The sequence below is a fragment of the Pseudomonas sp. B19(2017) genome (assembly GCF_002113165.1).
GTDB lineage: Bacteria > Pseudomonadota > Gammaproteobacteria > Pseudomonadales > Pseudomonadaceae > Aquipseudomonas.
This window is the reverse complement of record NZ_NEJR01000002.1, coordinates 240,215-266,804: the sequence shown is the minus strand read 5'-3', so window position 1 is coordinate 266,804 and position 26,590 is coordinate 240,215. Positions and strand designations below refer to the sequence as shown.

Sequence of the window (26,590 nt, the reverse complement as noted above, 5' to 3'; positions counted from 1 at the left end):
CCGGGTCACGATCGAGTGGGGCGTTCAAGTGCCCGTGCGGGGATCGGGGTAGACATCACGATGGACGTTCGCGTTTCTCCATAGATGTTGATCTTTTCGATTAGTCGCTCCAGATCGGTCATGCTGGCGGCGACTACACGGAAGATGTAGGAATCTGCGCCTGTTATGTGATGACACTCCAGCACTTCCGGAATCGAACCTAACAGCTTGAGGAATTTTGCTTTAGCCGGTTGGGGTACTGTCATGGCCAGCATTGCCCCAACCAGATAACCCGCTTTTATCGGGTTGACCCGCGCCACATAGCCCTCGATCACGCCGTCTTCCTCAAGGCGCCTGACACGCTCGGTGACGGCAGGCACTGAGAGGTGGACATGCCGTGCAAGCTCTGTATAGGTCATGCGACCGTTGCCCTGAAGGCGCTCAAGGATTTTCCAGTCAATATCATCCATGTGGCTTAATTCCTTAGGCAAAAGAAGAATTTTCCTTGGAAAACCCATTCTGCCCCACCCGAGCTATGCCTACCATGCCTCCATGACCGAAGCGCACCGTATGGAGGGGCTCATGTTGTTCATCAAGGCGTTTGTTATTGGCTTTTCAATCGCTGCACCGGTCGGCCCGATTGGCCTGCTCTGCGTCCAGCGGAGCCTGAAGCGTGGCTTTCGCTCAGGGCTTGCGACAGGGCTAGGGGCTGCAAGCGCCGATACCCTTTATGGGTTGCTTGGGGCAATTGGCATTACCGGGGTCGCCCTGTCTGCACCGTCGCTGGCAATATTTCTGAAGGTGGTGGGTGGTGCGTTCCTGGTGTGGCTGGCCTGGGGCATTGCCCGCGACGCGCTGAACCCCAAGCATGCAGCAGAGGCGGTAGCCTCTACGGAACTCACTCGCGACTTCCTGACAGCGTTCGGGTTAACCCTGTCCAACCCCATGACAATATTGGCCTTCATTGCCATTTTTGCGGCACTCGACCCGCTGTCCGGCGAGCCGCAGGCGGGTGAAGCAATGTGGCTTGGCACTTGCTCGATGCTGGCTGGAGTCTTCTTGGGCTCTGCTGCCTGGTGGCTGTGCCTGAGTGGGCTGACGGCGGCATTGCGCAAGAAGATGTCCGTCTCGTTCATGCGGGTCATCTCAGCAATGTCCGCAGTCGCTATCGGCACCTTCGGCTTTGCCCAGGTGGTCATCGGGTTGCGCCTGGTTTTGTAGCAGCGTTCCCTGTGGTAGCAACTGTCTTGCTCAATTTCTAAAAGCTGGCGCGATCCCTGTGGGAGCCGGCCTGCCGGCGATAGGGCCGGTCAGGCAAACAGGACTTCCGGCAGAAAAACCCGGATAATGCCGGCCAATTTCGTTTTGCACGCTTAAATCACGGTAATCCCGCATGGAAATCAAGGTCAATTTTCTCGACAATCTCCGTCTCGAAGCCAAGTTCGACGACTTCACGGTGATCGCCGACCAACCGATCCGCTACAAGGGGGATGGCTCGGCCCCGGGGCCGTTCGACTATTTCCTGGCGTCTTCGGCCTTGTGCGCGGCTTACTTTGTCAAGCTGTACTGCCAGACCCGCGACATCCCTACCGAGAACATTCGCCTGTCGCAGAACAACATCGTCGACCCGGAAAACCGCTACAACCAGGTCTTCAAGATCCAGGTCGAACTGCCCGAGGACATTTCCGAGAAGGACCGCCAGGGCATCCTGCGCTCCATCGACCGCTGCACGGTGAAGAAGGTCGTGCAGACCGGCCCCGAGTTCGTTATCGAAGTGGTCGACAACCTCGATGCCGATGCCCAGGGCCTGCTGATGCCGGTGGCGGACACCAGCACCTACATCCCCGGCAAGGACCTGCCGCTTGAGCAGACCATCGCCAACATGTCGGGCATCCTCGCCGGCTTGGGGATGAAGATCGAAATCGCCTCGTGGCGCAACATCGTGCCTAACGTGTGGTCGCTGCACGTGCGCGACGCCCAGTCGCCGATGTGCTTCACCAACGGCAAGGGCGCGACAAAGGAGGCAGCGCTGGCCTCGGCGCTGGGCGAGTTCATCGAGCGGTTGAACTGCAACTTCTTCTATAACGACCAGTTCTGGGGCGAGGACCTGGCCAACGCGCCGTTCGTGCACTACCCGAACGAGCAGTGGTTCAAACCCGGCCCGCGCGATGCGCTGCCGGCCGAAATTCTCGATGAGCACTGCCTGGCCATCTACAACCCGGACGGTGAATTGCGTGGCTCGCACCTGTACGACACCAACTCGGGCAACACCGCGCGCGGCATCTGCTCGTTGCCGTTCGTGCGCCAGTCCGACCAGCAGGTGGTGTACTTCCCGTCCAACCTGATCGAAAACCTGTTCCTCAGCAACGGCATGAGCGCCGGCAACACCTTGGCCGAGGCGCAGGTGCAGTGCCTGTCGGAAATCTTCGAGCGCGCGGTGAAGCGCGAAATCCTCGAAGGCGAGCTGTGCCTGCCGGATGTGCCGCAGGAGGTGCTGGCCAAGTACCCGGCCATCGTCGCCGGCATCCAGGGCCTGGAAGAGCAGGGCTTCCCCGTGCTGGTCAAGGATGCGTCGCTGGGGGGCGAGTTCCCGGTGATGTGCGTGACCTTGATGAACCCGCGCACCGGTGGCGTGTTCGCTTCGTTCGGCGCCCACCCGAGCCTGGAGGTGGCGCTGGAGCGCAGCCTCACCGAACTGCTGCAGGGGCGTAGCTTCGAAGGCTTGAACGACCTGCCGCAACCGACCTTCGAAAGCCACGCGCTGACCGAGCCGAACAACTTCGTGGAGCACTTCATCGACTCCAGCGGCGTGGTGTCGTGGCGCTTCTTCAGTGCCAAGGCCGACTTCGAATTCGTCGAGTGGGACTTCTCCGGTCACGGCGAGGATTCCAACGTGCAGGAAGCCGCGACCCTGTTCGGCATCCTCGAAGACCTGGGCAAGGAAGTGTACATGGCGGTGTACGACAACCTTGGCGCTACCGCCTGCCGTATCCTGGTGCCGGGTTATTCGGAGATCTACCCGGTCGAGGACCTGATCTGGGACAACACCAACCGCGCCTTGTCGTTCCGCGCCGACATCCTCAACCTGCACAGCCTCGACAACCGTTCCCTCAAGCTGCTGCTCAAGCGCCTGGACAACTGCGATGTGGATGACTACACCACCATTACCACGCTGATTGGCGTGGAGTTCGACGAGAACACGGTGTGGGGCCAGCTGACCATTCTCGAATTGAAGTTGCTGATCTGCCTGGCGGTGCAGCGCTTCGAGGATGCCAAGGAGCTGGTCGAAGCGTTCCTGCAGTTCAACGACAACACCGTCGAGCGCGGGCTGTTCTACCAGGCGCTGAACGTGGTGCTGGAAGTGCTGCTGGACGACGAGCTGGAAATGGACGACTACGAAGCCAACTTCCGCCGTATGTTCGGTAACCCGCGCATGGACGCGGTGCTGGGTTCGGTGGACGGCAGCGTGCGCTTCCATGGCCTGACGCCGACCAGCATGAAGCTCGAAGGCCTCGATCGCCACCTGCGCCTTGTTGAAAGCTACAAGAAGCTGCACGCGGCCCGGGCCAAGTTCGCCTGATAGCCGCAGTGCTCCAATCGCTATCTTGTACTGCCTGTTCTGGCCTCATCGCCGGCAAGCCAGCTCTCATAGAACTGCACATAACTCATTGAATGGGCAGGGACACTGTGGGAGCGGCTTTAGCCGCGAACACCGGCGCAGCCGGTGCCATGCACCGCGTTGGATTCTTCGCGGCTAAAGCCGCTTGTATGGTGATACTTGAAGGGGTGGTGGCTTGCTGGCGATTGGGCCCGGTAGCCTTCATATAGCGCTTTGTTCTTGCCGCTATCCCCAATCTGTCTTGCCGTTTCGCCTGCCAGGCGCGTAGCGTTTTGCTCCTATCCCCTGAATCCATGGCGCGTTGACCGCCAGAAGGACCTCGGCCGCGCACGACAAAAGGCGCAGACCATGAGCACCCCTTTGGATACCAATGCCCTCAAAGCCCGCCAGCAAGCCGCGTGGGCCAGTGGCGACTACGCGGTAATCGGCACCACCCTGCAACTGGTTGGCGAGCGCCTGGCCGAAGCCTGTGACCTTCGCTGGGACGAGCAGGTGCTGGATGTCGCCGCCGGCAACGGCAATGCCACCCTGGCCGCCGCCCGGCGCGGTTGCCGTGTCACCTCCACCGACTATGTGCCCGAATTGCTCAAGCGCGGCGAAGAACGGGCGCGGGCCGAGCACCTCAACGTGGTGTTCCAGACCGCCGATGCCGAAGCGCTGCCATTTGCCGACGGCACCTTCGATGCCGTGCTTTCCACCTTCGGCGTGATGTTCGCCCCCGACCAGGCCCAGGCCGCGCGCGAGTTGGCTCGAGTGTGCCGGCCCGGTGGCCGGATCGGGCTGGCCAACTGGACCCCGCAAGGCTTCGTCGGGCAGATGTTCAAGACCCTCGGGCGGCATGTGCCGCCACCAGCCGGGGCTCTGCCGCCTTCACGCTGGGGTGATGAAGAACAGTTGCGCGTTATGTTCGAGGCGGCGCTAGGCGAATTGAGGGTCAGCCGCCAGCACTTCAACTTCCGCTATCGCTCGGCGGCGCATTTCATCGAAGTGTTCCGCACGTGGTACGGGCCGGTGCACAAGGCGTTTGCCTCGCTGGAGCCGGAGGCGGCCGGGGCGCTGGAGCGGGATCTGACCCAGTTGCTGAATGAAAGTAATGTGGGGGGCTCTGGGTCATTGGTGGTGCCGAGTGAATACCTTGAGGTGGTGGTCATTCGGGGTTAGCAGGTGCTCCTTCGAAGGCCTCTGCCGGTGGTGGCGCTGCCCGGACATTGAAAAGCTTGCAGACGAAGTACCAAGCGATGGCGACGGTCAGGTTGTAAGGAAACAGTACGGCCCAGAACGGCAATTGCCAGTTCTTCTTGCCCTGCATTTCACCGGGTTCGCCGGTTCGCCAGGGGGCGTAGTGGCGCCAGGCTTCTGCCGGGGTCAGGCAGATGGCATGCAGTGGCTTGTGCCACCAGTTGGGTTCGCCGGGCGAGGGGAGCTTGTCCGGGCCGTGATCCATGAAGTGGCGGAGGTATTCCCAGACTTCGGCAACGTGCTTGACGCCGGGTTCGGTGGGTTCGTTGCTGTCGACCCAGAGACAATCCTTTTGGTGAAGGCTGCCGTCCGCTCGACGAGGGGCGAAGGCGAGGGCGTAGCTGGTGCTGAACGATGAACCGCCAAACTCAGTGCGCTTGAAAATCCCCCCTCCGGTATTATTCCAATCAAAGACTAATACCTTGCTCAATCGTTGATAGTAGATTTTTTTGGAGGTTCGGTTGAGGTAGATACTTGATAGACCTTTTATGAAGTATATTCGATAAACCAAGAATGGAAGGAAAATTAAAGGTCCAAGCATAATTACGATGATCAAAACGGGATTGAACGTATAAGGGGCCCATGCTTCGCTGGATAGCAGGAAAGGGTATAGGCCAATCATGAGTGTGATAATCAATGCGCAGTACAGCTTTCCCATGAAAACAGAGTCTGTTACCCAAGGATTTCGTAGGGATAAAGTATTTTCGGAACAGCTTAATAGCTGTCCGCCGATAGCAGGTTTATGACCTGAGTCGGATGTCGTATTGAATAGCCAGATGGTAGCCATGATCAGCGCTCAAAACGGAAAATTGAATGGATGTCATTGACTTTTTCCAACCCGTGATTGGTACCGTAGGCAGGGTGAATCGCGAAATGGCGTTGTTTTGTAGTGTGTATTGAGCAAGTTGAGCTCGAGAGGATCCAGTTGACGGAGGCGTCGTTCATGTACGTTTCCTTTTGGTTGAATGCGCTGGGGCTTCCTCAAATGCTTCTGGGGGCGGTGGGGCTGCTCGGACATTGAACAGGCGACAGATGCCGTACCAGCAGATCGCCAGCGTGATGTTGTAGGGGAACAGTACGGCCCAGAACGGCAGTTGCCAGTTCTTCTTGCCTTGCATTTCACCGGGTTCGCCGGTTCGCCAGGGGGCGTAGTGGCGCCAGGCCTCTGCCGGGGTCAGGCAGATGGCATGCAGCGGCTTGTGCCACCAGTTGGGTTCGCCGGGCGGGGGGAGCTTGTCCGGGCCGTGATCCATGAAGTGGCGGAGGTATTCCCAGACTTCGGCAACGTGCTTGACGCCGGGTTCGGTGGGTTCGTTGCTGTCGACCCAGAGGCAATCCTTTTGGTGGAGGCTGCCGTCCGCCCGGCGAGGGGCGAAGGCGAGGGCATAGCTGGTGCTGAACGATGAACCGCCAAACTCAGTGCGCTTGAAAATCCCCCCTCCGGTATTATCCCAATCAAAGACTAGTACTTTACTCAAGCGTTGATAGTAGATTTTTTTAGTTTTCCGGTTAAGACAGAAACTTGATAGTCGTCTTATGAAATATATTCGATATGCTAGGAATGGAAGGAAGATAAACGGTCCAAGCGTTGTTCCGGTAATTAAGATGAGGTTGAAGGTAGATGGCTTCCAGGCTTTGTCGGATAGTAGGGCAGGGTAAAATCCGATCATTAGCGCTATAATCAGTGCGCAGTACAACTTTCCCATGAAAACAGAGTCTGTTACCCAAGGATTTCGTAGGGATAAAGTATTTTCGGAACAGCTTAATAGCTGTCCGCCGATAGCAGGTTTATGACCTGAGTCGGATGTCGTATTGAATAGCCAGATGGTAGCCATGATCAGCGCTCAAAACGGAAAGTTAAATGGATGTCATTGACTTTGTCCAACCCGTGATTGGTACCGTAGGCAGGGTGAATCGCGAAATGGCGTTGTTTTGTAGTGTGTATTGAGCAAGTTGAGCTCGAGAGGATCCAGTTGACGGAGGCGTCGTTCATGTACGTTTCCTTTTGGTTGAATGCGCTGGGGCTTCCTCAAATGCTTCTGAACGTGCTGATCAGACCATGGACATGTCGCAAAGGGCAGTTTGCACGGGAGATGGTGAACAGTGCAGGTTTATCGAGCAATTGACCGAAGTCTAAATCGTTTTCATGGCTGATCAATTCCAGCTCTAATTGGAAATTAGTGCTGATACCTTCCTTGAGGGTAAAGGAAACCACCTCGAACTCTAACCGGCTAGCGAGAGGTCGAAAGCTGTAATGCAGGTCAGATTGGCTAGGCATAAGAATTCCTTGTCTGCCGTCTGATAGTTTAAGGGTGTCCAGGCAGTAGATCTGCCCGGAACACTCAATGCCTCAGTGGAGTGCTGGTGTTTCAAGTCTTTTGCCAGTCATCGGATCCTTCGGTGCCGCAGACCTCGTGGCATTCAGTAATTTTCCGGTAGGAGAACCAGACTTCAACCTCTTGGTGTCGGGGCGTGGGTGTGTCTTCTTGTGCGTGGGGTTGCTCGGTTCTAAGTTTGATGATGGTCGCGTCCGTAAGCGTGGTTCTGTAATACAACTCGTTTGGATCTTCGCTGGTGGCTCTGTATTGCGTGATTACAACCTCTGGGAGCAACTCTGCCTTGCAGATCGATTCCAGCAGCAAGGGCTTTGATTTGTTGGTGGTGAAGGTGACTTTGTAAGGGCCGTGCACGCGCTTTCCCGAGGGCTGGCCGTTCTGTGGGTCGATCGGGGTGTTTATCTCGTGCTCGATTTTTTGCACCATGATTTCATCGGCGAACTCCGATTGATAAATGTTGCCAATCGACTCGGAAGTGCTGGCGCCCTCACTGATGTTGCCTTGTACCTTGCCGGTGATTTTTAAATAGGCTGGTGATGCCATGATGTGCTCCTGATTTCAGTAGGTGTACACGCCAATATTTGTAAAGGCGTGGCCATCGGAAACGATGGACTTGTTAACGAGACGGAGCCTCGCCAATTCGTTGAAGTTATGGGTGCCGAACTTCAGCTACTTATTGCTGTAAAATTCCGTTGAGTGATTCCAGCACCTCGGTAGTAATCAGGTGCAGGCGATAGCTATAGATTCCATAGGCCACGGCCATGGCAAGTACGGAAATCACCAAAGGGCTCCACCACGGCAATTGCCGGTTCATACGGAAATTGCGCGGAGCCACATGGGTGTAGGGGTCACATACGTCTTCCGGGGTAGGGCCGCGCAGTTCACGTAGCATCCCGTGAAGTTGGTGGATGAGTGCGTTCAGCGTTTCTTCGCCCTTTGGCGCAATGGCGTACTTGCCCCTCAGGCCAAGGCACAACACGAAGTACATGAATTCCAATACGTCCTGATAGCGAGCGGGCTCCTGCATCAGGCGGGACAGCACCGTAAAAAATTTCTCCCCGCCCCAGGTTTCATCGTGGAAGATGCTGAGCAGTGGTTCCTGGCTCCAGCAGCTGTTCTTGCCCCAGGGTCGTTCCATCACCGCTTCATCGATGTACAGACATAGAGCGTACGAATACGCCAGCGCTTGAGCGGGTTCGTAGCCGTGTTGGCTTATTTCTTCCTGAATGTTCTCGATCTGCTTGCGCACTTTCTGGTGTACATCTTTGATGTTTGGCAATTCGTCCAGGGTGCGCAGGCGTATGGCCAGGCCGAACAGCGGTGCAGCCGCATCCACCATCAGATTGTCGTAGCCGCCCCGTAGCTGGAAGTCTGGATCAGCCGGGTAGCCTTCGTGAGCGGGTTCTGGCTTTGGCTTCTGCTCCTGGGCTTCAGACGTTGTCGAAGTGGGTGGGTTACCGGGTAATGGCGTCCTGAGCTTCGAGTGCAGCCGCGTGCCTTCGACATTTGTGGTATCGATAGGGGCATTGCTTTTCTCTTCCATCTCATTCACTCCTGATTGCCCAAAGTTGCAGCTCAAGGCCGGGGAAGTCGCCCGCAATGTGGATACCGAAGCCGCTCGCGGTCTTCATGCGTGCCCACGCCGGGTCACGCCGATCCAGTTCGAAGTAGTTGAAGCCTGCATGGAAAGGAAGGTCGCGAGGCGCCACCGGTAACGGGGTCAACGGGATACCTGGTAGTTGCAATGGCACCAGCTCGTTCAGTGATTCGAGTGAAGTGACTTTGACTTTCTGCACGAACATCTGGCGCAGCACCTGAGGGGGCAGGTGGGCGCGCACCGCAAGGATAAAATCAGCCTCATCGATCAGCCGGCGGTCCTCCAGCGTGGTCGTCATCACGCCGTAGTCCAGTGTCTGCAGTGGTAACGACACGGCGCGCGGTTGCAGGACAGTACCTAGTGCTCGGCGTAGCGTGTCAGTGCGGTGTAACGGGCATCTTCACTTTCGCGGAAAGCACGCCATTTGGCATGCCGTGGGCCGGCGAAGATGTCCTTGATCTCCTTGAGGTTCGGCAATTCCTCAAAGCTGCTGAGGTTGAAGAACTCCGGAGAAGGCGCCGCCAGGAATGGCGCATGCGACATGGCCCCGACAGAGGCCATATAGCTCAGTAGCTTGATGTCCGGGGAGGAGGGGCCGAAGCTGTAGTTACCGACCATGGCGGCAACTGGTTCACCGCCAAATTGGCCGTAGCCTGCGGTATAGACGTGTTTGTAAACGCCACTGCAGGTGATGTCGGCCGCGTTCTCGAAGTCATCGAGCAAGTCTTCCTTGCACACATGCAACACTTCGAGCTTTATATTCTCGCGGAAGTCCGTGCGGTCCACCAGAAGCTTGAGGCTACGCCACGAGGATTCAAGCTGTTGAAATTCGGGCTGATGAAGAATGGCATCCATCTGTTTGCTGAGTACCCGATCCAGCTCTGCAATCATCTGGTCGACGCGATGCTTGTTGATCAGTTGATCCGGGTCATTGCTTTTGAGGATTTCGGCGATGAACGCAGATACACCCTGGCGAGCAACCTGATAGCCCTCTTGAGCAGGCACCAACTTGGTTTCTGCCATCAGCTGGTCGAGCAAGGTGGTGTTGCTCAATGTGTCGGTAGTTACTTCAGCGGCGACGGTAGTATTGCTTGGCTTCGGCATTGGGACGCTCCGTTGTCTCAGTCTGCTTTTGGCGCCTCGAGCACCAGGTCGAGTTCTTTCGCGAGTTGTTTGCGGGCGTGCTCATCGTTCAACAGATGTTGCAGTTGCTTGCGGAAAGTTGGCACGTTGCCCAGCGGGCCTTTCAGGGCGACTAACGCTTCGCGCAGTTGAAGCAGTTTGTTCAGCTCCGGTACCTGACGGGCGATGCCATCGGGGCCGAAGTCGTTGATCGACTTGAACCGCAGATTGACTGCCAGTTCCGCATCCGGGACCGCGCTGAGCATGGATGGCACCGACATATCCAGGCGCACCTCGGCATCGCTCAGCACATTGTTGAAGGTGTGTTTGTCAATGCGCATGACCGTACGGTCTTCCAGGGCGCGGTTGTCACCCAGGCCGAAGTCGCCTAAAACAAGCATTTTGTGAGGTAGCTCTACTTCGGCTTGTTCGCCACTGGTGGCCGGTACGTATTTGATATTGATGCGCTCTTTGGGCGCAACGGAACCGGAGGGCTTGCTCATTGCCTGATATCCTTTTCTTGTTTCGCCTTTTATGTAGGAAGTTTCCTACAAGTTCATGTTTAATAATAAACGTGTGTCTGTGCTCAAGTTTTTGCGCATAAAAACCATGCGCTCGAAAAGTGGTGAGAGTCGAGTGAAAAGATGTAAGAAAATATTTGTTTGTATTGTTTGTTGGTAATGTACTAGGCTCCGGTCGATTTCGTTAGGTTTGGTGTTTCGTACTTTGTTCAGGGTGCTTGGCTGATCTTGTAGGAAAGCGCTACTTATCATGTAGGACGTATTTACTATTTCAAAGAGAGTGGACTTAAGATGATTGCCCGCTATTCCTGTGGCATTGTTCTCTCGTTGATATTTGGCCTGCCGCCGGCGTTTGCGAGCCCAGTGCGGGACTGCCCTCGAATTGTGTCTAACGTGGAGCGTCTGGCTTGTTTTGATGAAGCCGCGAATACACCCGCATATGTAACAAAGCGGCAGTGGTCTGCAGCCGAGCAAGAGGCACCCAGTGTGCTACGAGTAATGGCAAACGAAACCGCGCGAGGGCCAGATGACCTGACCTTTCTCGCAAGTACGGGTGAGGGGGATTGGCGGTTGCATGGGCTGGTGATTTCAGCACCGGCAATTGCATCGGCCGCCCTGCGCCCGTACCTGGCCATCAGTTGCGTGGAGGGCATCTCCAGGCTGCAGTTGATCACCGCGCGGCCCCTGGACGCGAGATGGGTGAAGGTGCAGTTGCAGGGCATGCGTGGATCAACGGTTGCAAGGCCCTGGCAGGTGATGGAGAACGGCCAGGTGCTGGATGCGGGGCGGGGCCTGCCAGCCATCGAGCAGATCAAGAAGTTGATCGGGGCTCAACGCATACGGCTGCTCAGTGACAACCCCGAGGTTGATGGCCTTGTGTTCGATGCCCAGGGGCTGGACCCATTGATCAGCAAGGCGCGTAGCACATGTCGCTGGTAACTGGGTGGGGGGAAAAGCAACTCACCCGGTTGCTTATGCCGATCGATCCGGCAGTACCGGCTGGCCTGTTCGACATGGAGGACGAAACCTACCAGGCCATTGACCAAGAGATGGTCAAGCTGGGCGGGCTACAGGAGGCTTCAATCGACTGGAGCTACATCGAAGAGGCGTCTTGTCAGTATCTGGGCCAGCAGTGCAAGCACGTGCGGATCGTCGCACACCTGAGTGTCGTGTGGCTGCGCAGCGGTTGCTGGGAGCGCTGGAGCGTCACTTTGGCGTTGCTTGCCGGCATGGTGGAACGCTATTGGGAAGCCGCTCATCCAAAACCGGGGCCCAAAGGCTTCCTGGGCAAGCGCAAACTGGTTGGCCTTGTGCTTAATCGCTTGATCGAAGCGCTACCGCGTCTTGACCGTTTCACGTACACCCCTGCTCATGCAGTGGCCGCGCGGGATGCGTTGACGCGTTTGATCCAGCAACAAGACGCCGCACAACTGGATGCGGCTGTTCTGAGTGAGCTGGAGCGGCTGTTACTTGAACACACGGACCTTGCCAATGGTGTCGGCGAGGCTGCTGCGCCCATCTCCCCGATTGCAAGCAGCCAACCAGCGTCACTGGCTGACGTCATTGCAAGGCCAGTGCCCCGGCCTTCAATTGGCAACGAGCGCGAAACGCGCCGTGCCGTGTTGAATTTGGCCGAACTCATCAATCAACAGGATCCCTACGACCCGGTTGGCTACCAGCTACGTCGCTTCGGCTTATGGGCCCATATCCAGACCGCACCTGCCGTCAAACAGCGGCACTGCACGGGACTGATAGCGGTACCGCCGGAAGTTGTCGCTGCTTACGAAAATGCTGCAACCAGTACTTCGATTGATGTGGCGTTACTGCATCGGATCGAGAAAAGCATCACGGCAGCCCCTTATTGGATCCGCGGCAGCTTCCTGGCTGCGACTGTAGCGTCGCAGTTGGCGATGACCGAGGTCAGCGAGGCCATTCGCAGTACGACCGCGCGGTTTGTACAGCGCCTTCCTTCGTTACAGCAACTGTGCTTCAGCGATGGCACGGTGTTCGTCGATGGCCAATGTCTGGCCTGGCTCAAAGGCAGAGCCAGAGTGGCTGACCAAGGCGCTGCTTTTCAGGAGTTCCGCAGTCTGCGGGAGGAGCTCGTCTCTCAGCTGGAGGGTATTGGTGTAGAGCAGGTTCTCTTGAGGCTGCAAGGGATGCAAGCAGATCTCCATTCCCCTCGTGAACGCTCCCACACCACGCTCATCGCCGCCGATTTGCTGACGACCCGAGGTGTTTCCTGGCTGGCCCGGGAATTGTGCGCCGGCGTAGCCAGGACGATGCAGCAAACCACTGCTGCTGCCTGGGAACCCGAGGTTTTCCAGGGGCTTCAGCACTATGCGACATCTTCAGCATTGGCAGATCAGAACAAGGATCCAGAGCCCTCATGAATCCACTATGGAAACCACTCAAACGCTGGGGCTTGCCCCTGGTTACCCGCATTGGCCTGGCGATGCCGTTGCTGCTCGGGCTTGGCGCCGTGCTGATGCTGATCGCCATCTGGTGGCTCGGGCCGCAATGGACGTGGCGTGAGCAACAACCGCTAGCCGAGGTGGCTCATCGCATGGTGGCAAGCCTGGTGCTCGTGGTGGTACCGCTACTTTGCGGGCTTATTGTATTGAGCACGCGCTTTCGCCATCTGCAAGCGCAACGCAAGGAGGCAGTGGCCGTCGAACTGGATCGCGCGTTACCGCTTGTCCACGCCCAAGAGAAGGCATTGAACCAGGGGCTTGCGCGATATCTCGACAGTGCCGGCGGGCGCAGAGCCTTGTACCGGCTGCCGTGGTACCTGGTGTTGGGTGATGAACATTCCGGCAAGAGCAGCTTCGTTGAACGTACCGACCAGAATTTTTCCCTGACCCGCATCGACCGCGCCCAGGCGCGCGGCTACCAGGTTGAAGTGCTTGCCTACCCGGTAGGCTGGTGGGTCAGCAATGACGCGGTGATCATCGACCCACCTGGTGTTTTCATCCGCCAGGAAGCATCGGCAGGCTCGTTATCCGAGCACTTGAAAGCCCCTGAATCTTTGCCGTCCGGAACTCCAGCCAGGTTGTGGAACCACCTGCTGGAATGGCTACTGCACAATCGCAGTCAGAGAGCCCTCAATGGATTAGTACTGATCATCGACCTGCCGGCACTGGTTCATGGTACGTCCGAGCAACGTATCGCTTTGGCTCACGTCCTGCGCACGCGTCTGTACGAGGTGAGTAGCCAGCTTGGTTCGCGCCTGCCGTTGTATGTGGTGCTATCCAAATTCGATCTGCTGGATGGCTTCGACCAGCTCTACAGCAAGCTCTCGGCCTCCCGGCGGGAGAAACTGCTAGGGTTCACCTTCAAACTGGATGCGGTCGATTCGTTCGACGCCTGGTTGGACGAATACGATGAATGCTACGGTCGCTTGATCAGGGGGCTGTTCGAGCAGGTATTTGACCAACTTGACGGGCTGGGCAGTGCGCCGCCCCGGGCGCGGCTGTTCTCCTTGTATGCGCAACTGGTTGGCCTGCGCCCGATATTGCTGGGTTTCCTGCGTGAAACGTTGGCGAGCGATCGGTTTACCACACCAGCACTGGTACGTGGCGTCTATTTTTCGTCGGTGGTGCAGCAAGGTGACATGCTCAATGCATTCGTTCGTGAGGCGGCTCAACCCTACGAGACAAAGCTCCCCCTGCGTGAAGGCAAGGCGCAAGGAAAGTCATTGGTCTACTTCATTCAGCAGGCCTTCCGGAGAGTCATCTACCAGGAGGCCGGCCTCGCCGGCGACAATGTCAGGGTGGCACGTAACAAGCGCCAGTTGTCATGGATGGGTTTCGGCGTAGGTATCCTGGCGTTCTGTGTCGTCATCGCCACCTGGCAGCGCTATTTCGATATCAACGGCACCAAGGCAGCCAGCGTGCTTGCCAAGAGCCGGGAGTACAGCCGTCACCAGGTGGACCAGCGCCTGGACCCGACCGGGCGCAACTTGCTGGAGCCACTGGACCAGATCCGTGATGCAGTAGTGGTATTTGGCGATTATCGAGCGGCCTGGCCGGGTGTTGCTGAATTTGGCCTGTACCAGGGGCGCACCATTGGCCCCTCGATTGATGAGGCCTACCTGAGCTTGCTCTCCAAGCGCTTCTTGCCGGCCTTGGCCAGTGGCGTGATCGACGCCATGAGCGCGGCTTCCCCAGGCAGTGAGCAGCAGATGGCCTCGCTCAGGGTGTACCGGATGCTCGAGGATCGCCAGAACCGCCGGCCAGGTTGGGTTGAGGACTGGATGGCCCGCCAGTGGCAACAGGCTTTCCCGGGCCAGGGGCAACTGCAGCGCAACCTCATGCAGCATCTGAAATACGCCTTGGCCTATGCCGATACCGATCTGCAACATTACCGCCAGCGTGTCGCCGAGGTGCAGCAGACCTTGCGAAAGGTGCCGCTGCCGGAGCGGGTCTATGCAAGCCTCAAACAACAGGCCCAGGAGCAGCTGCACACAGGCTTGGACCTGCGTCATCAGGTGGGGCCAGCGTTCGATGTGGTCTATCAGTCGGCTTCTGGCTCCAGGCTGGGCAATGACGGTGTCTTGCTTGCGCCTATGCTCACCGCCAGAGGCTTCAAGGAGTACTTTGAACCGCGTAGCCAGCGGTTCGCCGACATGGCGATGATCGACCAGTGGGCGTTGGGCGAGCGAAGTCAGCTCGATTACTCGGACACCGATCGTGATGTGCTGACAGAACGCCTGCGCAGCCTGTACAGCACCGATTACATTGATAGCTGGCGGCGTGCCTTGAATGCCTTTTCGGTGGCTGATTTCCGAGATCTGGACCATGGTGTCGCCATCCTGGAGCAATTGACCGGGCCCGCTGCTCCGCTGCATCGGCTGCTGGATACGGTGAGGGACAACACTGTGCTTTCATTGCCAGCGGGGCTTGATATACCGAGCGAGGCAGAAGCGCGTCGACCAGCAAGCAGCAAGCCCGAGATGCAGCAAGCGTTGGCCATCCAGCGGGCATTTTCGGGCCTGAGTGCCATGTTGCAGGCAGCAGGTGAAAAACCGAGCTACTACGATGAGACCCTCGCCGCCATTGCGGCCGTACATGACTATGCCAAGGCAGTGCAGGACAGCCCGGACCGAGGCAAGGCCGCTCTGCAAGCCGTGCATCAGCGCTTCTCGATGACAGGGCACGACCCGATCAGTACCTTGCAACGAGTGGCAACGGGCTTGCCGGAACCCGTCAATCACCAAGTCCGAAAGGTGGCAGATCAGACAGCGCAAGTGCTGAACGTTGAAGCGCTGCGCGAGTTGGAGCGCCGCTGGGATGCTGAGGTTTACAGTTTCTTCCAGCAGCGCCTGGCAGGCCGCTACCCCTTTGTGGTGAGGGCGCCCGATGCCTCCCTGGATGACTTTGAGGCATTCTTCGGACCAAAGGGGCGTCTGCAACAGTTCAATGATCAGTACCTGAAGATCTTCCTGAAGGAAAACCTCGAAGCCCTGCAGTCCGGTCAGCACGGGCAGTCGCTGATTCGCGACGATGTGATCGAGCAGTTGGAGCTGGCTGAACGCATCCGTGAAACCTTCTTCGATCAGCGTGGCAATCTGAGTGTGCAGTTCAGTATTGAGCCGTTGGGGCTGAGTGCGAATCAACGTACCAGCTTGCTGGATCTGGATGGCCAGTTGATTTCCTACACTCATGGCCCAAGCCAGATCGCCGGTATCGTCTGGCCCAATACCCAAGGGCAGCAAGTGCGCAGCAACCTCACCTTGCTCAGGCAGAACGGAAATAGCAGCAGCCTGGAGTACCGCGGCCCTTGGTCGATGTTCCGCCTGCTCAGCCGTGGCTCGCTCAATGGGAGGACGGCAACCAGTGTGGATTTGAGCTTCAGGGCGGGCGACGGGGTGATGCGCTACCGGTTGAATGCCGAGAAAGCCTTCAACCCGATTACCCAGGAGCCTTTCAAGGGCTTCCGATTGCCACGAGGTTTGTTGCAACAGCCACCCAAGGTGGCGCAGGGGAGGCAGTCGGATGAGCCGCTGTTATGAAGATCAGGGCCGGTACAAACTCAACGCTCTACCAGCCAGGTAACCAAACGTCATCCCCGGCCCCAGGGTAATCCCGCCACTCGGGTAATACCCACCCATCACACTGTGCATGTCATTGCCCACCGCATGCAGCCCCGGAATCGGCTGCATCGCGTGGTCCAGCACAGGTCTTTGTGGGAGCCGCGCTTGCCGGCGATGGGCTGCGAAGCAGCCCCAATGCAGGCGACTCCATTCTGACGGATTGTGTTGACTTGGGTTTGGGGCCGCTGCGCAGCCCATCGCCGGCAAGCTCGGCTCCCACACTAAATGCGCCGCGCTTGCCGGCGGAGTTACCTGCGCGACAGCGAAGCCCAAAAGGGCTGGGGGATCTCCCACAGGGACAGCGCTTTGGTCTGGATGCGCGCTGTACCTGTGGTAGCGGGCCAGGCCCTTGGTTTATCTCTCGATCTGGCGATTCCAGCGGGCGTTCCATTCCGGGCGCTGGGTGTTGACCTGGTCCCAGTCGATGGTCACGGCAGTCTGCAGGTAGGTCTGCATGGCTGCGACCTGGCCACGGGTCTTGTCGCTGGTTGGGGTGTTGGGGTTGGACGGGATCTGGTCACCCAGCTCCAGGGCCGGCGACTGCGCCTCGGGGCTGAGCAGGAACTCGGCGAGCTTTTGCGCAAGCTCCGGCTGGTCGTTGTTGGCCGTGACACATTCGGCCTGGTTGAGCACCACGGCACCTTCCTTGGGCGCGGCGTACTCTACCGGGATGCCTTTGAGCTTCAGCGCTGTTACCTGGGTGGGGGTGAGCGGGAATAGCGCGGCTTCGTCGGTCTGTACCATTTCCGAGAGCTTGGCCGAGTTGGGGATGTACTCCAGCACGTTCGGCCCCACGTTCTTCTGCCAGGCCGTGAAGCCCGGGTTGACGTCGGTATCGCTGCCGCCGTGCAGGCGGTTGTACATCAGGAAACCATGCAGGCCGAAGGTGGACGATGCCATCGACTGGAACACCACCTTGTCCTTGAAGCGCGGGTCGGCCAGGTCGTTCCACGAGGTGGGCGCTGCCCAGCCATTGGCCTTGAACAGGCGGCTGTTATAGGCAAGCCCGGTCACACCCAGGCTGACTGCGGCGGCCTTGTCCTTGATCAGGGCCTTTTCCGGCAACTGGGCCAAGGTCGGGTTGGGCTTGAGCGTGCTGCACAGGCCCATGCCGATGGCGCGGTACATGATGCCGTCATCCAGCACCATCACATGGATCGACGGCTTTTTCGGGGTGGCCTGGACCTTGGCCAGGATGTCGGCCGAGGTGCCGGGGACGATCACCACCTTCACCCCGTTGGCCTGCTCGAACCTGGGCAGAATGTTGTCGCTGAACAGCCGTTCCATGGTGCCGCCGTTCATGCCCAGGTACAGCGTGGGTTGTGCCATGGCGGGCAGGCAGGTGAACAGGCCGGGCACGGTGCAGAACAGGGCGAGCAAACGTTGCTTGTGCGTCATGACAGGTTTTCCTTGTGGTGGTTGGGCTGAAAGCGGTTGATGGAAAAGGCCGCCAGGCTGATTGCCGGCGCGCCGTGCAGGATGCATTGCGCCAATGCTTCTCCGGCGGCCGGGCCAATCTGGAAGCCGGCACCGGCAAAGCCGAAGCCATGCAGCAGGCCAGGCTGGTACAGGCTGGGGCCCAGCACCGGTTCGTCGTCGGGCAGATAGCCCTCGGTACCGCTCCAGGTGCGAATGGCCTGGGCGCCGGCCAGTGCCGGGTACAGTTCGGTGGCGTTGCGCAGGATATCCAGCACTGCGGCCTGGCCCGGGCGTGCGGTGGTCGGGGTCAGGGCAAAACCGCGCCCGCCGCCCAGCACGCAGTTGCCACGCGCCACCTGGCGGGCGTAGATGCCGCCGCCTTCGACCCCGGTGCTGGCGGTCATGAACAGCGGCAGCGGCTCGGTGACCAGCATGGCCGGGTGGGCGGCGGTCAGCGGCACTGGTTCGCCGAATTGCTCGGCCAGTTGCGCCGACCAGGCGCCGGCGCAATTCAACAGCCAGGCTGCCTTGAAACATTGGCCGCTGCTGGTGTGCACGCTGAAGCGGTGGCCGTCGTGGCCCACCTCCAGTACCGTGCACTGCTCCTGCACCTGGGCGCCGCTGCGTCTGGCCGCCTGGGCGAAGGCCGGTGACACCAGCCGTGGGTTGGCGTGGCCGTCCTCGGGGCAGTACGAGGCGCCGACGGCGATATCGCCTACCCAGGGGAAGCGCTGGCGCAGTTCGCGTCGTTCAAGCAGTTGCAGGCGCAAGTCAAAAGCCTCGGTGCGCCGGGCATAGGCCTTCAAGGCATCGAAGTCGGTTTCACTGCGTGCCAGCTTCAGGTGGCCGCTGCGCGCGTATTCGCCATCGATGCCGATCCATTCGCGCAGATTGCCCCAGATGGCATGGGCGCGGATCGACAATGGCAGCTGGGCCAACGAGCGGCCCTGGCGGCGCACGCCGCCATAGTTCACCCCGCTGGAGTGTGAGCCGCAGAAGTCGCGTTCCAGCAATGCCACCTGCTGGCCCGCGCGGGCCAGGGTCAGGGCAGCGCTGCTGCCGATGATGCCGCCGCCGACGACGATGGCGTCCACTTCGATCAGCTTCATGGTTTTATCTCCAGGCCGAAGGGCAGGGGCTTGACCGGCGCCTGACCGCGCAGGCGCCCGACCTGGTCAATGGCCCGACCGCTTTCGCAGGCGATCAGCTCGGCGGCAGCGGCACCACACACGCGGCCCTGGCAGCGGCCCATGCCGACGCGGCACATGGCTTTGACCCGGTTTATCTCCCAGTGCCCGGCACGCACCGTGGCGCGGATTTCCCCGGCGCTGATCTGCTCGCAGCGGCACACGGTGAGCTGGTCCGGGGCTTGCCTGGCCCACTGCTCGGGAAATGGAAATGCCTGCTCCAGCCCCTGGCGGAAGCGCTGCAGGGTGGCCAGGCGCTTTTCCAGTTGCTGCTGGCGTTGCAGGTTACCGGGCTTGCCGAGGTCGGCCAGCAGTGTCAGGGCGGCCAGTTCGCCGCTCATCTCGGCACCGTCGGCACCGAGAATGCCAGCACCGTCGCCCGCCAGGTACACCCCGGGGCTACTGGCCCGGCCCTGGGCATCACGTACTGGCAGCCAGGCGCGGTTGAGCGCGCTCCAGGCGAACTGGCACCCCAGCAGGTCGGCCAGTTGGGTTTCACTGCGCAGGGCGTGGGCGAATGCCACGGCGTCGCACGCCAGTTCATATTGCTGGCCATTGTGCGACCAGCGTATCCCGCTGGCGCGTTGCTCGCCGTCGATACCCAGCAGGACCACGCCCTGGTGCACCGGTACACCCTTGCGGGCCAGCCAGGCGCGATAGTAAAGGCCCTTGGCAAAGGTGCCCGGTTGCAGCAGCAGGCGTGGCAGGGCACGTACCTGGGCGCTGAACGGCGACGTGTCGAGCACCGCGCTGACCATAGCGCCGGCCTTGGCGTACTGGTACGCCACCAAGTACAGCAGCGGCCCGCTGCCAGCCAGCACCACCCGTTCACCGATCGCGCAGCCCTGGAATTTCAGGGCGATTTGTGCAGCGCCCAAGGTATAGACGCCGGGCAGGGTCCAGCCGGGTATCGGCAACACCCGGTCGGTGGCACCGGTGGCGACGATCACCCGGTCGAACGCCAGGCGGTCGGCCAGCTGCCCCTGCTGCAGGGTATCCAGCACCTGCTCCTCGGCGTTCCACACCAGGGTTTCGGGGCGGTAGTCGATCTGCTTGCGCAACTGTTCAAGGGTGCTGTGCAGGGCCTGGGCCTTGTCGGCCTCGAAGCCATACAAGGCTTTGGCCGGGCGGTGAAAGTTGGCTGGCTGCTGGCGATAGATCTGCCCGCCGCCACGGCTGGCCTCGTCCAGCAGTACCGGGCGTACTCCGTGGGCCACCAGGGTTTGCGCGGCGCGGATGCCGGCCGGGCCGGCGCCGATGATCACGATTGCACTCATGGCTGGCGCCCCGGGTCGCGGGTCACGCACTGGCCCGGTTCCAGGAGCGTCGAGCAGGCGCGTACCCGACGGCCATCCTGCAGGCGTACCCAGCAGTCCTGGCAAGCGCCCATCAGGCAGAAGCCGGCGCGTGGCTCGGCGCTGAAATCGCTGCCGCGCAGGTGCCCGGCATTGGTCAGGATGGCGGTCAACAGGGTATCGCCGCGCATGCCGTTGGCCGGTTGGCCGTCGAGCAGAAAGGGCAGCGGCTCACGGTCGTGTTCGGCCACGCGCTTGAACAGAGGCATAGGCGCATTCCTTGTCATTGCTTGCCTACCAGTACGCGGTCCAGGCCATATACCCGGTCCAGGGCGACCATGGTCAGGGCCGTGACGGCGATCACCAGCGCCGATACGGCGGCCATCATCGGGTCGATGGATTCGGTGGCGTATACGTACATGCGCACTGGCAGGGTCTGCGTGGCGGGCGAGGTGACGAAGATCGACAGGGTCACTTCGTCGAAGCTGTTGATGAACGCCAGCAGCCAGCCGCCGGCCACACCGGGCAGGATCATCGGCAGGGTGACCTTGCAGAACAGCGTGACCCGGCCAGCCCCCAGGCTTTGCGCGGCCTGTTCGGCGCTGCGGTCGATGCCGATGGCTGCAGCCAGTACCAGGCGCAGCACGTAGGGGGTGATCACCACCACATGGGCGAACACCAGCCAGGCGAAGCTGCCATTGACGCCCAGCAGGGCGAACAGCCGCAGCAGGGCCACACCCAGCACCAGGTGCGGGATGATGATCGGCGACAGCAGCAGGCCGTTGAGGAAACCTTGGCCGGGGAAGCTGTAGCGGGTGATCGCCAGGCCCGCCGGCACGGCGATCAAGGTTGCCAGCGAGGCAGCCAGGGCCGCGAGTTGCAGGCTGTTGTAGAACGCATCGAGGAAATCGGCACGTTCGAAAACGGCGCTGAACCAGCGCAGCGAGAAACCGGCCGTGGGCAGGCTCAGGGTGTTTTCCGGGGTGAATGCCACCAGGCACACCACCACCAGCGGGGCGAGCATGAACAGCATCACCAGGGCGTGAAAGGACAGGGCCATCGGGCCATTACGGGTCATCGGTTCAGACTCCAAGTGCGCGTTTGTAGCGGCGTTCGACCAGCCGGTTCCAGCTGAGCATCACCAGCAGGTTGATCAGCAGCAAGGCCACGGCGATGGTGGCGCCCATCGGCCAGTTCAGTTCGGCCAGGTACTGGTCGTAGATCATGGTGGCGACCATCTTCAGCCGGCGCCCACCCAGCAGGCCGGGGATGGCGAACGAGCTGGCGGCCAGGCCGAACACGATCAGCGTGCCCGACAGCACGCCGGGCATGATCTGTGGCAGCACGATGCGGCGGAACACCGTCCATTGGCTGGCGCCCAATGACAGTGCGGCCTGTTCGGCGGCCGGGTCGAGCTTCTGCAGCGAGGTCCATACCGGGATGATCATGAACGGCAGCATCACGTGGACCAGGCCGATGATCACTGCAAATGGCGTATACAGCAGCTTCACCGGCTGCCCGCCGAGGGCAGTTATGCCCTGGTTGACCAGGCCGTCGGCGCCCAGCAGCAAACTCCAGCCGAAGGCTCGCACCACCACCGAAATCAGCAGTGGTGTCAGCACCAGGATCAGGAAGATCGAGCGCCACGGCGCGCCCATGCGGCTGAGCACCAAGGCCTCGGGAATGCCGATCAGCACGCACAGCAAGGTAACCAGCGCGCTGATCCAGAAGGTGCGGAAGAAGATCTCGTAGTAGTAGGTGTCGGTCACCAGGCTCAGATAATGGTTAAGCGTGTACTGGCCGGCCTGGATGCCGCTGCCGTAGTCGAAGGCGTTGAACGACAGCAGCACGGTCAGCCCCAGTGGCAGCACCAGCAAGGCCAGGAACAACAGCAGGGCCGGGCTGCTCAGGCCGTAGCCCCAGGCGCTGCTGTGCAGCTTTGCCGCGCTCATGCCGCCACCTCGCCAGCGTTCAGCACCCGCAGCAGGGCATCGTTCCAGTCCAGGCCGACCTGGGCGCCTTCATCCAGCGGTGTGCTGCCGTCGTTGGCACTAACCACGGCCAGGTTGCCCAGGGCGGTGTCGACCCGGTACAGCCATTGGCTGCCGAGGAAGTAGCGGCAGCTGATGCGGCCTGCCAGCTTGCCGCTGCCGGCCGGGCCCAGGCTGATCTTCTCCGGGCGCAGGCTGAGGGTCAGTGGGCCCTGGGCATTGGCCTGTGGTTGCCCACCGGGGCCGGTTACGCCGCGCAGGCGGTTGGCCTTGCCCACAAAGTCGGAAATGAAAGGTGTACCCGGGTGTTCGTAGAGGCGGTAGGGGTCATCGACCTGGGTGATGCGCCCGGCTTCCATCACTACCACCCGGTCGCTGATCGACAAGGCCTCGGCCTGGTCGTGGGTGACCATCAAGGTCGTAATTCCGACCTCGTTCTGGATGCGGCAGATCTCGAACTGCATTTCTTCACGCAGGTGGGCATCCAGGTTGGACAGCGGTTCGTCCAGCAGCAGCACCGGCGGTTCGATCACCAGCGCGCGGGCCAGGGCCACACGCTGGCGCTGGCCGCCGGAGAGCTCGCGTGGGTAGCGCTCGGCATGCTTGTCCAGGCGCACCAGCGCCAGGGCCTGGTCGACCCGACGGGCGATGTCGGCGTTGGCCACCTTGCGCATGCGCAGGCCGAAGGCGACGTTGTCGCGCACGGTCATGTGCGGGAACAGTGCGTAGCTCTGAAACACCACGCCCAGGCCTCGGCTGGCCGGCTTGGCGTGGGTGATGTCGCGGCCGTCGAGGACAATGCGGCCGCTGGTGACCTCGACGAAGCCGGCAATCATTTGCAGGGTGGTGGTCTTGCCGCAGCCCGAAGGGCCCAGCAGAGAGACGAACTCGCCTTTTTCGATGGCCAGTGACGAGCTAGCCACTGCCTCCGTGGCGCCATAGCGCTTGCAAAGCTTGTCGATCAACAGAAAGGTCATGGCTGTGCTCCATCGCAAACGGAACCGGGGTCAACCGGCAGTTTCAGGGTGGGCAGAGCGCCAGCGGCGAAAAGCAACGCTTTACGGACGTTGGCGCTCGCGCTGTGGCGGCGGCCGATGTTGTGATATCGCCCTATGGACCGGAGAGTAGGGCAATGATTAGGATGACGACAAAGGGTAATTTCACTGAGTGACAGCTAATTTGAAATTATTCCGCTGACTGGAATTTCACAGGGTTTAGCGAAAAATGGATTCCGATAAACGAAACGAGCAAGCCAGGGAAGTGGGTGTCAGTGCGGTGTCCCGTTTGTTTGCCGTATTGCGGGCGCTGGGTGAATGCGGCGGTGAGGGTGAGAAGGTCAGCCAGCTGGCACAGCGGGTGGGCCTGGCACAACCCACCACCCACCGCCTGCTGCGCAGCCTGATTGAAGAGGGCATGGTCGACCAGTGTGCTACCACCAAGCGTTACCGGCTGAGCCTGGATTTTTTTGCCCTGGCGGCCAAGGCCGGCCAAGTTGGCAACCTGCGCGATGTGGTACGCCCCAGCCTGCTGCGGCTATCGGCGTCGCTGGGCGATTCGCTGTTCCTGCTGGCGCGTTCGGGGTTCGATGCGGTATGCCTGGACCGCAGCGAAGGGCCATACCCGATCCGTACCTTCACAGGTGATATTGGCGGCCGTGTAGCCTTGGGGGTGGGGCAGGGCAGCCTTGCCATACTGGCCTTCCTGCCGGAGGAGGAGCGTGACGAGGTGATCCGTTACAACCTGCCGCGGCTGAAGGATTTTCACCATTACGACGAAGTCATGCTGCGCGCCGAAATCGACAATGTGCGCAGCCTCGGCTACGCCGGGCGTAACACCGGCGTGCTCGATGGCATGGCCGGCCTGGCGGTGCCGATTCTCGATCGTAACGGCCATGCGGTGGCGGCCCTGAGCGTGGCGACCATAAGCGACCGCCTGGGGCCCAACCGCATGCCGACCGTGGTGGCGCTGCTCAAGCGCGAGGCGGCTGCGATCGGCGAGCGGGTCAACCCGTTCGACCCGGTGCTGCGCCGGCCTTCGCATGTGTTTGGTTGAGCCATTCCCGTGGGAGTTCCGGCGTCTTCGCAGCACAAGGCTGCTCCTGCTGATCCCGTGCATGCCTGGAAGTCGGTGCTTCCACAAGGAACCGCGCGGGCCAGAGGCGTGAGGCAGTACAGCTACTCCATCACCTCGGCCACACCTTGGTCCTCACCCAGGAACCCACCACTCTGGTGCTGCCACAAGCGCGCATAAGTACCCTTTTTCGCCAGCAGTTCCGCATGGGTGCCTTGCTCGATGATGCGCCCTTCATCCATCACGATCAGCCGGTCCATGGCCGCAATCGTCGACAACCGGTGGGCGATGGCGATAACGGTCTTGCCCTTCATCATTTCATCCAGGCTCTCCTGAATGGCCACCTCCACTTCCGAGTCCAGCGCACTGGTGGCTTCGTCCAGCAGCAGGATCGGTGCGTTCTTCAGCATCACCCGGGCAATGGCGATGCGTTGGCGCTGGCCGCCAGACAGCTTGATGCCGCGCTCGCCCACCAAGGTGTCGTAACCGGTGTTGCCCTGGCGGTCGCTAAGCTGGCTGATGAAGCCATCGGCCTGGGCATTGGCCGCAGCGGCGCGGATCTGCGCCTCGGTCGCATCGGGGCGGCCATAGGCGATGTTGTCGCGAATCGAGCGGTGCAGCAGCGAAGTGTCCTGAGTGACCATGCCGATGGCGCCACGCAGGCTGTCCTGGGTGACCTTGGCCACGTTCTGCCCGTCGATGCGGATTTCACCACGGTCCACGTCATAGAAGCGCAGCAGCAGGTTGATCAAGGTAGACTTGCCGGCGCCGGAGCGGCCGACCAGGCCGACTTTTTCGCCCGCGCGGATGTGCAGGCTCAGGCCGTCTAGCACCTGGCGCTCGCCGTTGTAGTTGAAGCTGACCTTGTCGAAGCTCACCGCGCCCCCCGTGGTTACCAGCTCAACGGCATCCGGCGCATCCTTCACCTTGGGGCCGCGGGTGAGGGTGGCCATGCCGTCCTGCACGGTGCCGATGTTTTCGAACAGCGAGGTGATTTCCCACATGATCCAGTGCGACATGCCGTTGATACGCAAGGCCATGGCGGTGATCGCCGCCACCGCCCCGGTGCCGACCTGGCCTTGGTGCCACAACCACAGTGCATAGCCGCCAGCCGCAATGATCAAGCCCACCACCAGCGCCTGGTTGACGATTTCGAACTGGCTGACCAGGCGCATCTGGCGAAAGCCGGTCTGCTTGAAGTCCTCCATGGCGGCGCGCGCAAAATGCGCTTCGCGATTGGCGTGCGAGAACAGTTTCACCGTGGTGATGTTGGTGTAGGCGTCGGAAACTCGCCCGGTCATCGACGAGCGGGCATTGGCCTGCTCCTGGCCGACTTTGCCCAGGCGCGGTACGAAATACAGCATGGCCAGGCCGAACAGCACGACCCAGGCAATGAACGGCAACATCAGGTTCAGGGCAAAGCCACCGGCCAAGGCAATGATCGCGATGAAGTACACGCCGATCCCGGGCAGGATTTCGATGAGGGTGAACAACACATCACGTACTGCCAGCGCCGTCTGCATCACCTTGGTGGTCACCCGGCCGGAAAACTCGTCAGAGAAGAACGACAAGCTCTGGCGCAGCATCAGCCGGTGGAAGTCCCAGCGCAGCCGCAGCGGCAAGTTGATCGCCAGTACCTGATGCTGAACCATGGTACGTAGCGCCACCAGCCCGATGCTGACCAGCAGGACGATGCCGATACCCCACAGCACACGGGTTTCTTCTGGGCCAACGGTGCCGCCGGCCTGCCAGGCCGAGAGCAGGTCGACTACCTGGCCAAGGAAGGCGAACAGCCAGGCTTCGTAGATCGATACGCCGGCACTGAGCAATGCCAGTGCCAGGATGTAGCCACGGGCGCCGCGGGTACAGGCCCACATGAAGCGCAACAGGCCCATCGGGGGCGGTGGCACCTCGTCAGGGGGGAAGGGGTCGAGCCTGCGCTCAAAGATGCGAAGCATGCGTGTCTCCGGAAAATCAATGCTTGCCTGGCCCGTGGCCATAAAGCACAGCGAGGTATGCGCCTGTCGACAAGCCGGGCGTGGGCTGCAATGCAGCCCTGCGCAAACCGGCAAACCTTAACTGACTGACACTGACCCTACGGCGGTTGTTAACAAAACTTTG

At 60.4% G+C, this 26,590-nt stretch carries 22 protein-coding genes and 4 pseudogenes; 7 read left to right on the top strand and 19 right to left on the bottom strand.

Translation table 11 applies throughout. From position 1 onward, the window contains the following. Nucleotides 1-5 precede the first annotated feature (5 nt). A complete protein-coding gene (locus CAF70_RS04245) occupies nt 6-449 on the bottom strand; it encodes an Lrp/AsnC family transcriptional regulator (protein ID WP_085622189.1) in 444 nt (147 codons plus the stop codon). Between the two features lie 112 nt (nt 450-561). Here CAF70_RS04245 and CAF70_RS04240 point away from each other — a divergent pair, with 112 nt between their 5' ends. The 3 genes from CAF70_RS04240 to CAF70_RS04230 all read left to right on the top strand — a co-directional run bounded on the left by CAF70_RS04240 (nt 562) and on the right by CAF70_RS04230 (nt 4,759). Next, nucleotides 562-1,200: a LysE family translocator gene (locus CAF70_RS04240; RefSeq protein WP_085622693.1), complete on the top strand. Its 639-nt coding sequence runs from the start codon at nt 562-564 to the stop codon at nt 1,198-1,200. Between the two features lie 172 nt (nt 1,201-1,372). Then, entirely contained in the window at nt 1,373-3,559 is a 2,187-nt protein-coding gene (locus CAF70_RS04235; protein WP_085622191.1) for an OsmC domain/YcaO domain-containing protein, read from the top strand. 387 nt (nt 3,560-3,946) lie between these two features. Then, on the top strand, nt 3,947-4,759 hold the full coding sequence (locus CAF70_RS04230; protein ID WP_085622193.1) for a class I SAM-dependent methyltransferase: 813 nt from the start codon (nt 3,947-3,949) through the stop codon (nt 4,757-4,759). Here CAF70_RS04230 and CAF70_RS04225 read toward each other — a convergent pair. The 9 genes and pseudogenes from CAF70_RS04225 to tssB all read right to left on the bottom strand — a co-directional run bounded on the left by CAF70_RS04225 (nt 4,746) and on the right by tssB (nt 10,395). After that, entirely contained in the window at nt 4,746-5,624 is an 879-nt protein-coding gene (locus tag CAF70_RS04225; RefSeq protein WP_085622195.1) for a DUF6708 domain-containing protein, read from the bottom strand. The two genes, CAF70_RS04230 and CAF70_RS04225, sit on opposite strands and share 14 nt — an antisense overlap. Nucleotides 5,625-5,626: 2 nt before the next feature. Continuing rightward, the gene (locus tag CAF70_RS27555; RefSeq protein ID WP_158090305.1) at nt 5,627-5,782 is read right to left on the bottom strand and encodes a hypothetical protein; all 156 of its coding nucleotides are present in this window, start codon (nt 5,780-5,782) and stop codon (nt 5,627-5,629) included. Continuing rightward, nucleotides 5,779-6,672: a DUF6708 domain-containing protein gene (locus CAF70_RS04220; RefSeq protein WP_085622197.1), complete on the bottom strand. Its 894-nt coding sequence runs from the start codon at nt 6,670-6,672 to the stop codon at nt 5,779-5,781. The genes CAF70_RS27555 and CAF70_RS04220 overlap by 4 nt, the downstream gene beginning before the upstream one ends. Nucleotides 6,673-6,878: 206 nt before the next feature. Then, nucleotides 6,879-7,115, bottom strand: a pseudogene (locus tag CAF70_RS04215) (contractile injection system protein, VgrG/Pvc8 family); the annotation flags it as partial. Between the two features lie 91 nt (nt 7,116-7,206). Next, entirely contained in the window at nt 7,207-7,716 is a 510-nt protein-coding gene (locus CAF70_RS04210; RefSeq protein ID WP_085622201.1) for an Hcp family type VI secretion system effector, read from the bottom strand. A 130-nt stretch (nt 7,717-7,846) separates the two neighbouring features. Continuing rightward, the gene (gene icmH / locus CAF70_RS04205; RefSeq protein ID WP_085622203.1) at nt 7,847-8,716 is read right to left on the bottom strand and encodes a type IVB secretion system protein IcmH/DotU; all 870 of its coding nucleotides are present in this window, start codon (nt 8,714-8,716) and stop codon (nt 7,847-7,849) included. 1 nt (nt 8,717) lies between these two features. After that, nucleotides 8,718-9,149, bottom strand: a pseudogene (tssK, locus tag CAF70_RS26230) (type VI secretion system baseplate subunit TssK); the annotation flags it as partial. Continuing rightward, nucleotides 9,146-9,874, bottom strand: a pseudogene (gene tssC / locus CAF70_RS26225) (type VI secretion system contractile sheath large subunit); the annotation flags it as partial. The pseudogenes tssK and tssC, both read right to left, overlap by 4 nt. A 17-nt stretch (nt 9,875-9,891) precedes the next feature. Next, nucleotides 9,892-10,395 carry a type VI secretion system contractile sheath small subunit gene (gene tssB / locus CAF70_RS04195; protein ID WP_085622205.1) on the bottom strand — a complete coding sequence of 168 codons (504 nt, stop codon included), beginning with the start codon at nt 10,393-10,395 and terminating at the stop codon, nt 9,892-9,894. A 309-nt stretch (nt 10,396-10,704) separates the two neighbouring features. Here tssB and vasI point away from each other — a divergent pair, with 309 nt between their 5' ends. Genes vasI through tssM form a run of 3 tightly spaced genes read left to right on the top strand, consistent with a single transcriptional unit; the run spans nt 10,705 to nt 16,426 of the window. After that, entirely contained in the window at nt 10,705-11,352 is a 648-nt protein-coding gene (vasI, locus tag CAF70_RS04190) for a type VI secretion system-associated protein VasI (protein ID WP_085622207.1), read from the top strand. Continuing rightward, nucleotides 11,340-12,806, top strand: coding sequence for a type VI secretion system protein TssA (tssA, locus tag CAF70_RS04185; RefSeq protein WP_085622209.1), 1,467 nt, complete (start codon nt 11,340-11,342; stop codon nt 12,804-12,806). The genes vasI and tssA overlap by 13 nt, the downstream gene beginning before the upstream one ends. Further along, nucleotides 12,803-16,426 carry a type VI secretion system membrane subunit TssM gene (tssM, locus tag CAF70_RS04180; protein WP_085622211.1) on the top strand — a complete coding sequence of 1,208 codons (3,624 nt, stop codon included), beginning with the start codon at nt 12,803-12,805 and terminating at the stop codon, nt 16,424-16,426. The genes tssA and tssM overlap by 4 nt, the downstream gene beginning before the upstream one ends. Before the next feature lie 3 nt (nt 16,427-16,429). On the opposite strand, the pseudogene CAF70_RS26220 reads toward tssM, so the two are convergent. The 8 genes and pseudogenes from CAF70_RS26220 to CAF70_RS04145 all read right to left on the bottom strand — a co-directional run. Beyond that, nucleotides 16,430-16,591: pseudogene (locus CAF70_RS26220) on the bottom strand (FAD-binding protein); the annotation flags it as partial. Nucleotides 16,592-16,861: 270 nt separating this feature from the next. Next, nucleotides 16,862-17,905 (bottom strand): ABC transporter substrate-binding protein, encoded by a 1,044-nt coding sequence (locus CAF70_RS04175; protein ID WP_085622213.1) that lies wholly within the window; start codon nt 17,903-17,905, stop codon nt 16,862-16,864. Continuing rightward, the gene (locus tag CAF70_RS04170) at nt 17,902-19,035 is read right to left on the bottom strand and encodes an FAD-binding oxidoreductase (protein WP_085622215.1); all 1,134 of its coding nucleotides are present in this window, start codon (nt 19,033-19,035) and stop codon (nt 17,902-17,904) included. The genes CAF70_RS04175 and CAF70_RS04170 overlap by 4 nt, the downstream gene beginning before the upstream one ends. Then, the gene (locus CAF70_RS04165; RefSeq protein WP_085622217.1) at nt 19,032-20,390 is read right to left on the bottom strand and encodes an NAD(P)/FAD-dependent oxidoreductase; all 1,359 of its coding nucleotides are present in this window, start codon (nt 20,388-20,390) and stop codon (nt 19,032-19,034) included. The genes CAF70_RS04170 and CAF70_RS04165 overlap by 4 nt, the downstream gene beginning before the upstream one ends. Next, nucleotides 20,387-20,677 carry a (2Fe-2S)-binding protein gene (locus CAF70_RS04160; RefSeq protein WP_085622219.1) on the bottom strand — a complete coding sequence of 97 codons (291 nt, stop codon included), beginning with the start codon at nt 20,675-20,677 and terminating at the stop codon, nt 20,387-20,389. Before CAF70_RS04160 ends, CAF70_RS04165 begins: the two co-directional genes overlap by 4 nt. A 14-nt stretch (nt 20,678-20,691) precedes the next feature. Continuing rightward, a complete protein-coding gene (locus tag CAF70_RS04155; protein ID WP_085622221.1) occupies nt 20,692-21,486 on the bottom strand; it encodes an ABC transporter permease in 795 nt (264 codons plus the stop codon). Between the two features lie 4 nt (nt 21,487-21,490). Then, nucleotides 21,491-22,360, bottom strand: coding sequence for an ABC transporter permease (locus tag CAF70_RS04150; RefSeq protein ID WP_085622223.1), 870 nt, complete (start codon nt 22,358-22,360; stop codon nt 21,491-21,493). Continuing rightward, nucleotides 22,357-23,376 carry an ABC transporter ATP-binding protein gene (locus tag CAF70_RS04145; protein WP_085622225.1) on the bottom strand — a complete coding sequence of 340 codons (1,020 nt, stop codon included), beginning with the start codon at nt 23,374-23,376 and terminating at the stop codon, nt 22,357-22,359. The genes CAF70_RS04150 and CAF70_RS04145 overlap by 4 nt, the downstream gene beginning before the upstream one ends. 247 nt (nt 23,377-23,623) lie before the next feature. On the opposite strand from CAF70_RS04145, the gene CAF70_RS04140 reads away from it, so the two are divergent. Continuing rightward, on the top strand, nt 23,624-24,451 hold the full coding sequence (locus tag CAF70_RS04140; RefSeq protein ID WP_085622226.1) for an IclR family transcriptional regulator: 828 nt from the start codon (nt 23,624-23,626) through the stop codon (nt 24,449-24,451). 122 nt (nt 24,452-24,573) lie between these two features. Here the strand turns inward: CAF70_RS04140 and CAF70_RS04135 are convergent, their stop codons facing one another. Beyond that, complete coding sequence (locus CAF70_RS04135) at nt 24,574-26,427, bottom strand: ABC transporter ATP-binding protein (RefSeq protein WP_085622228.1); 1,854 nt, start codon at nt 26,425-26,427, stop codon at nt 24,574-24,576. Nucleotides 26,428-26,590: the final 163 nt, after the last annotated feature.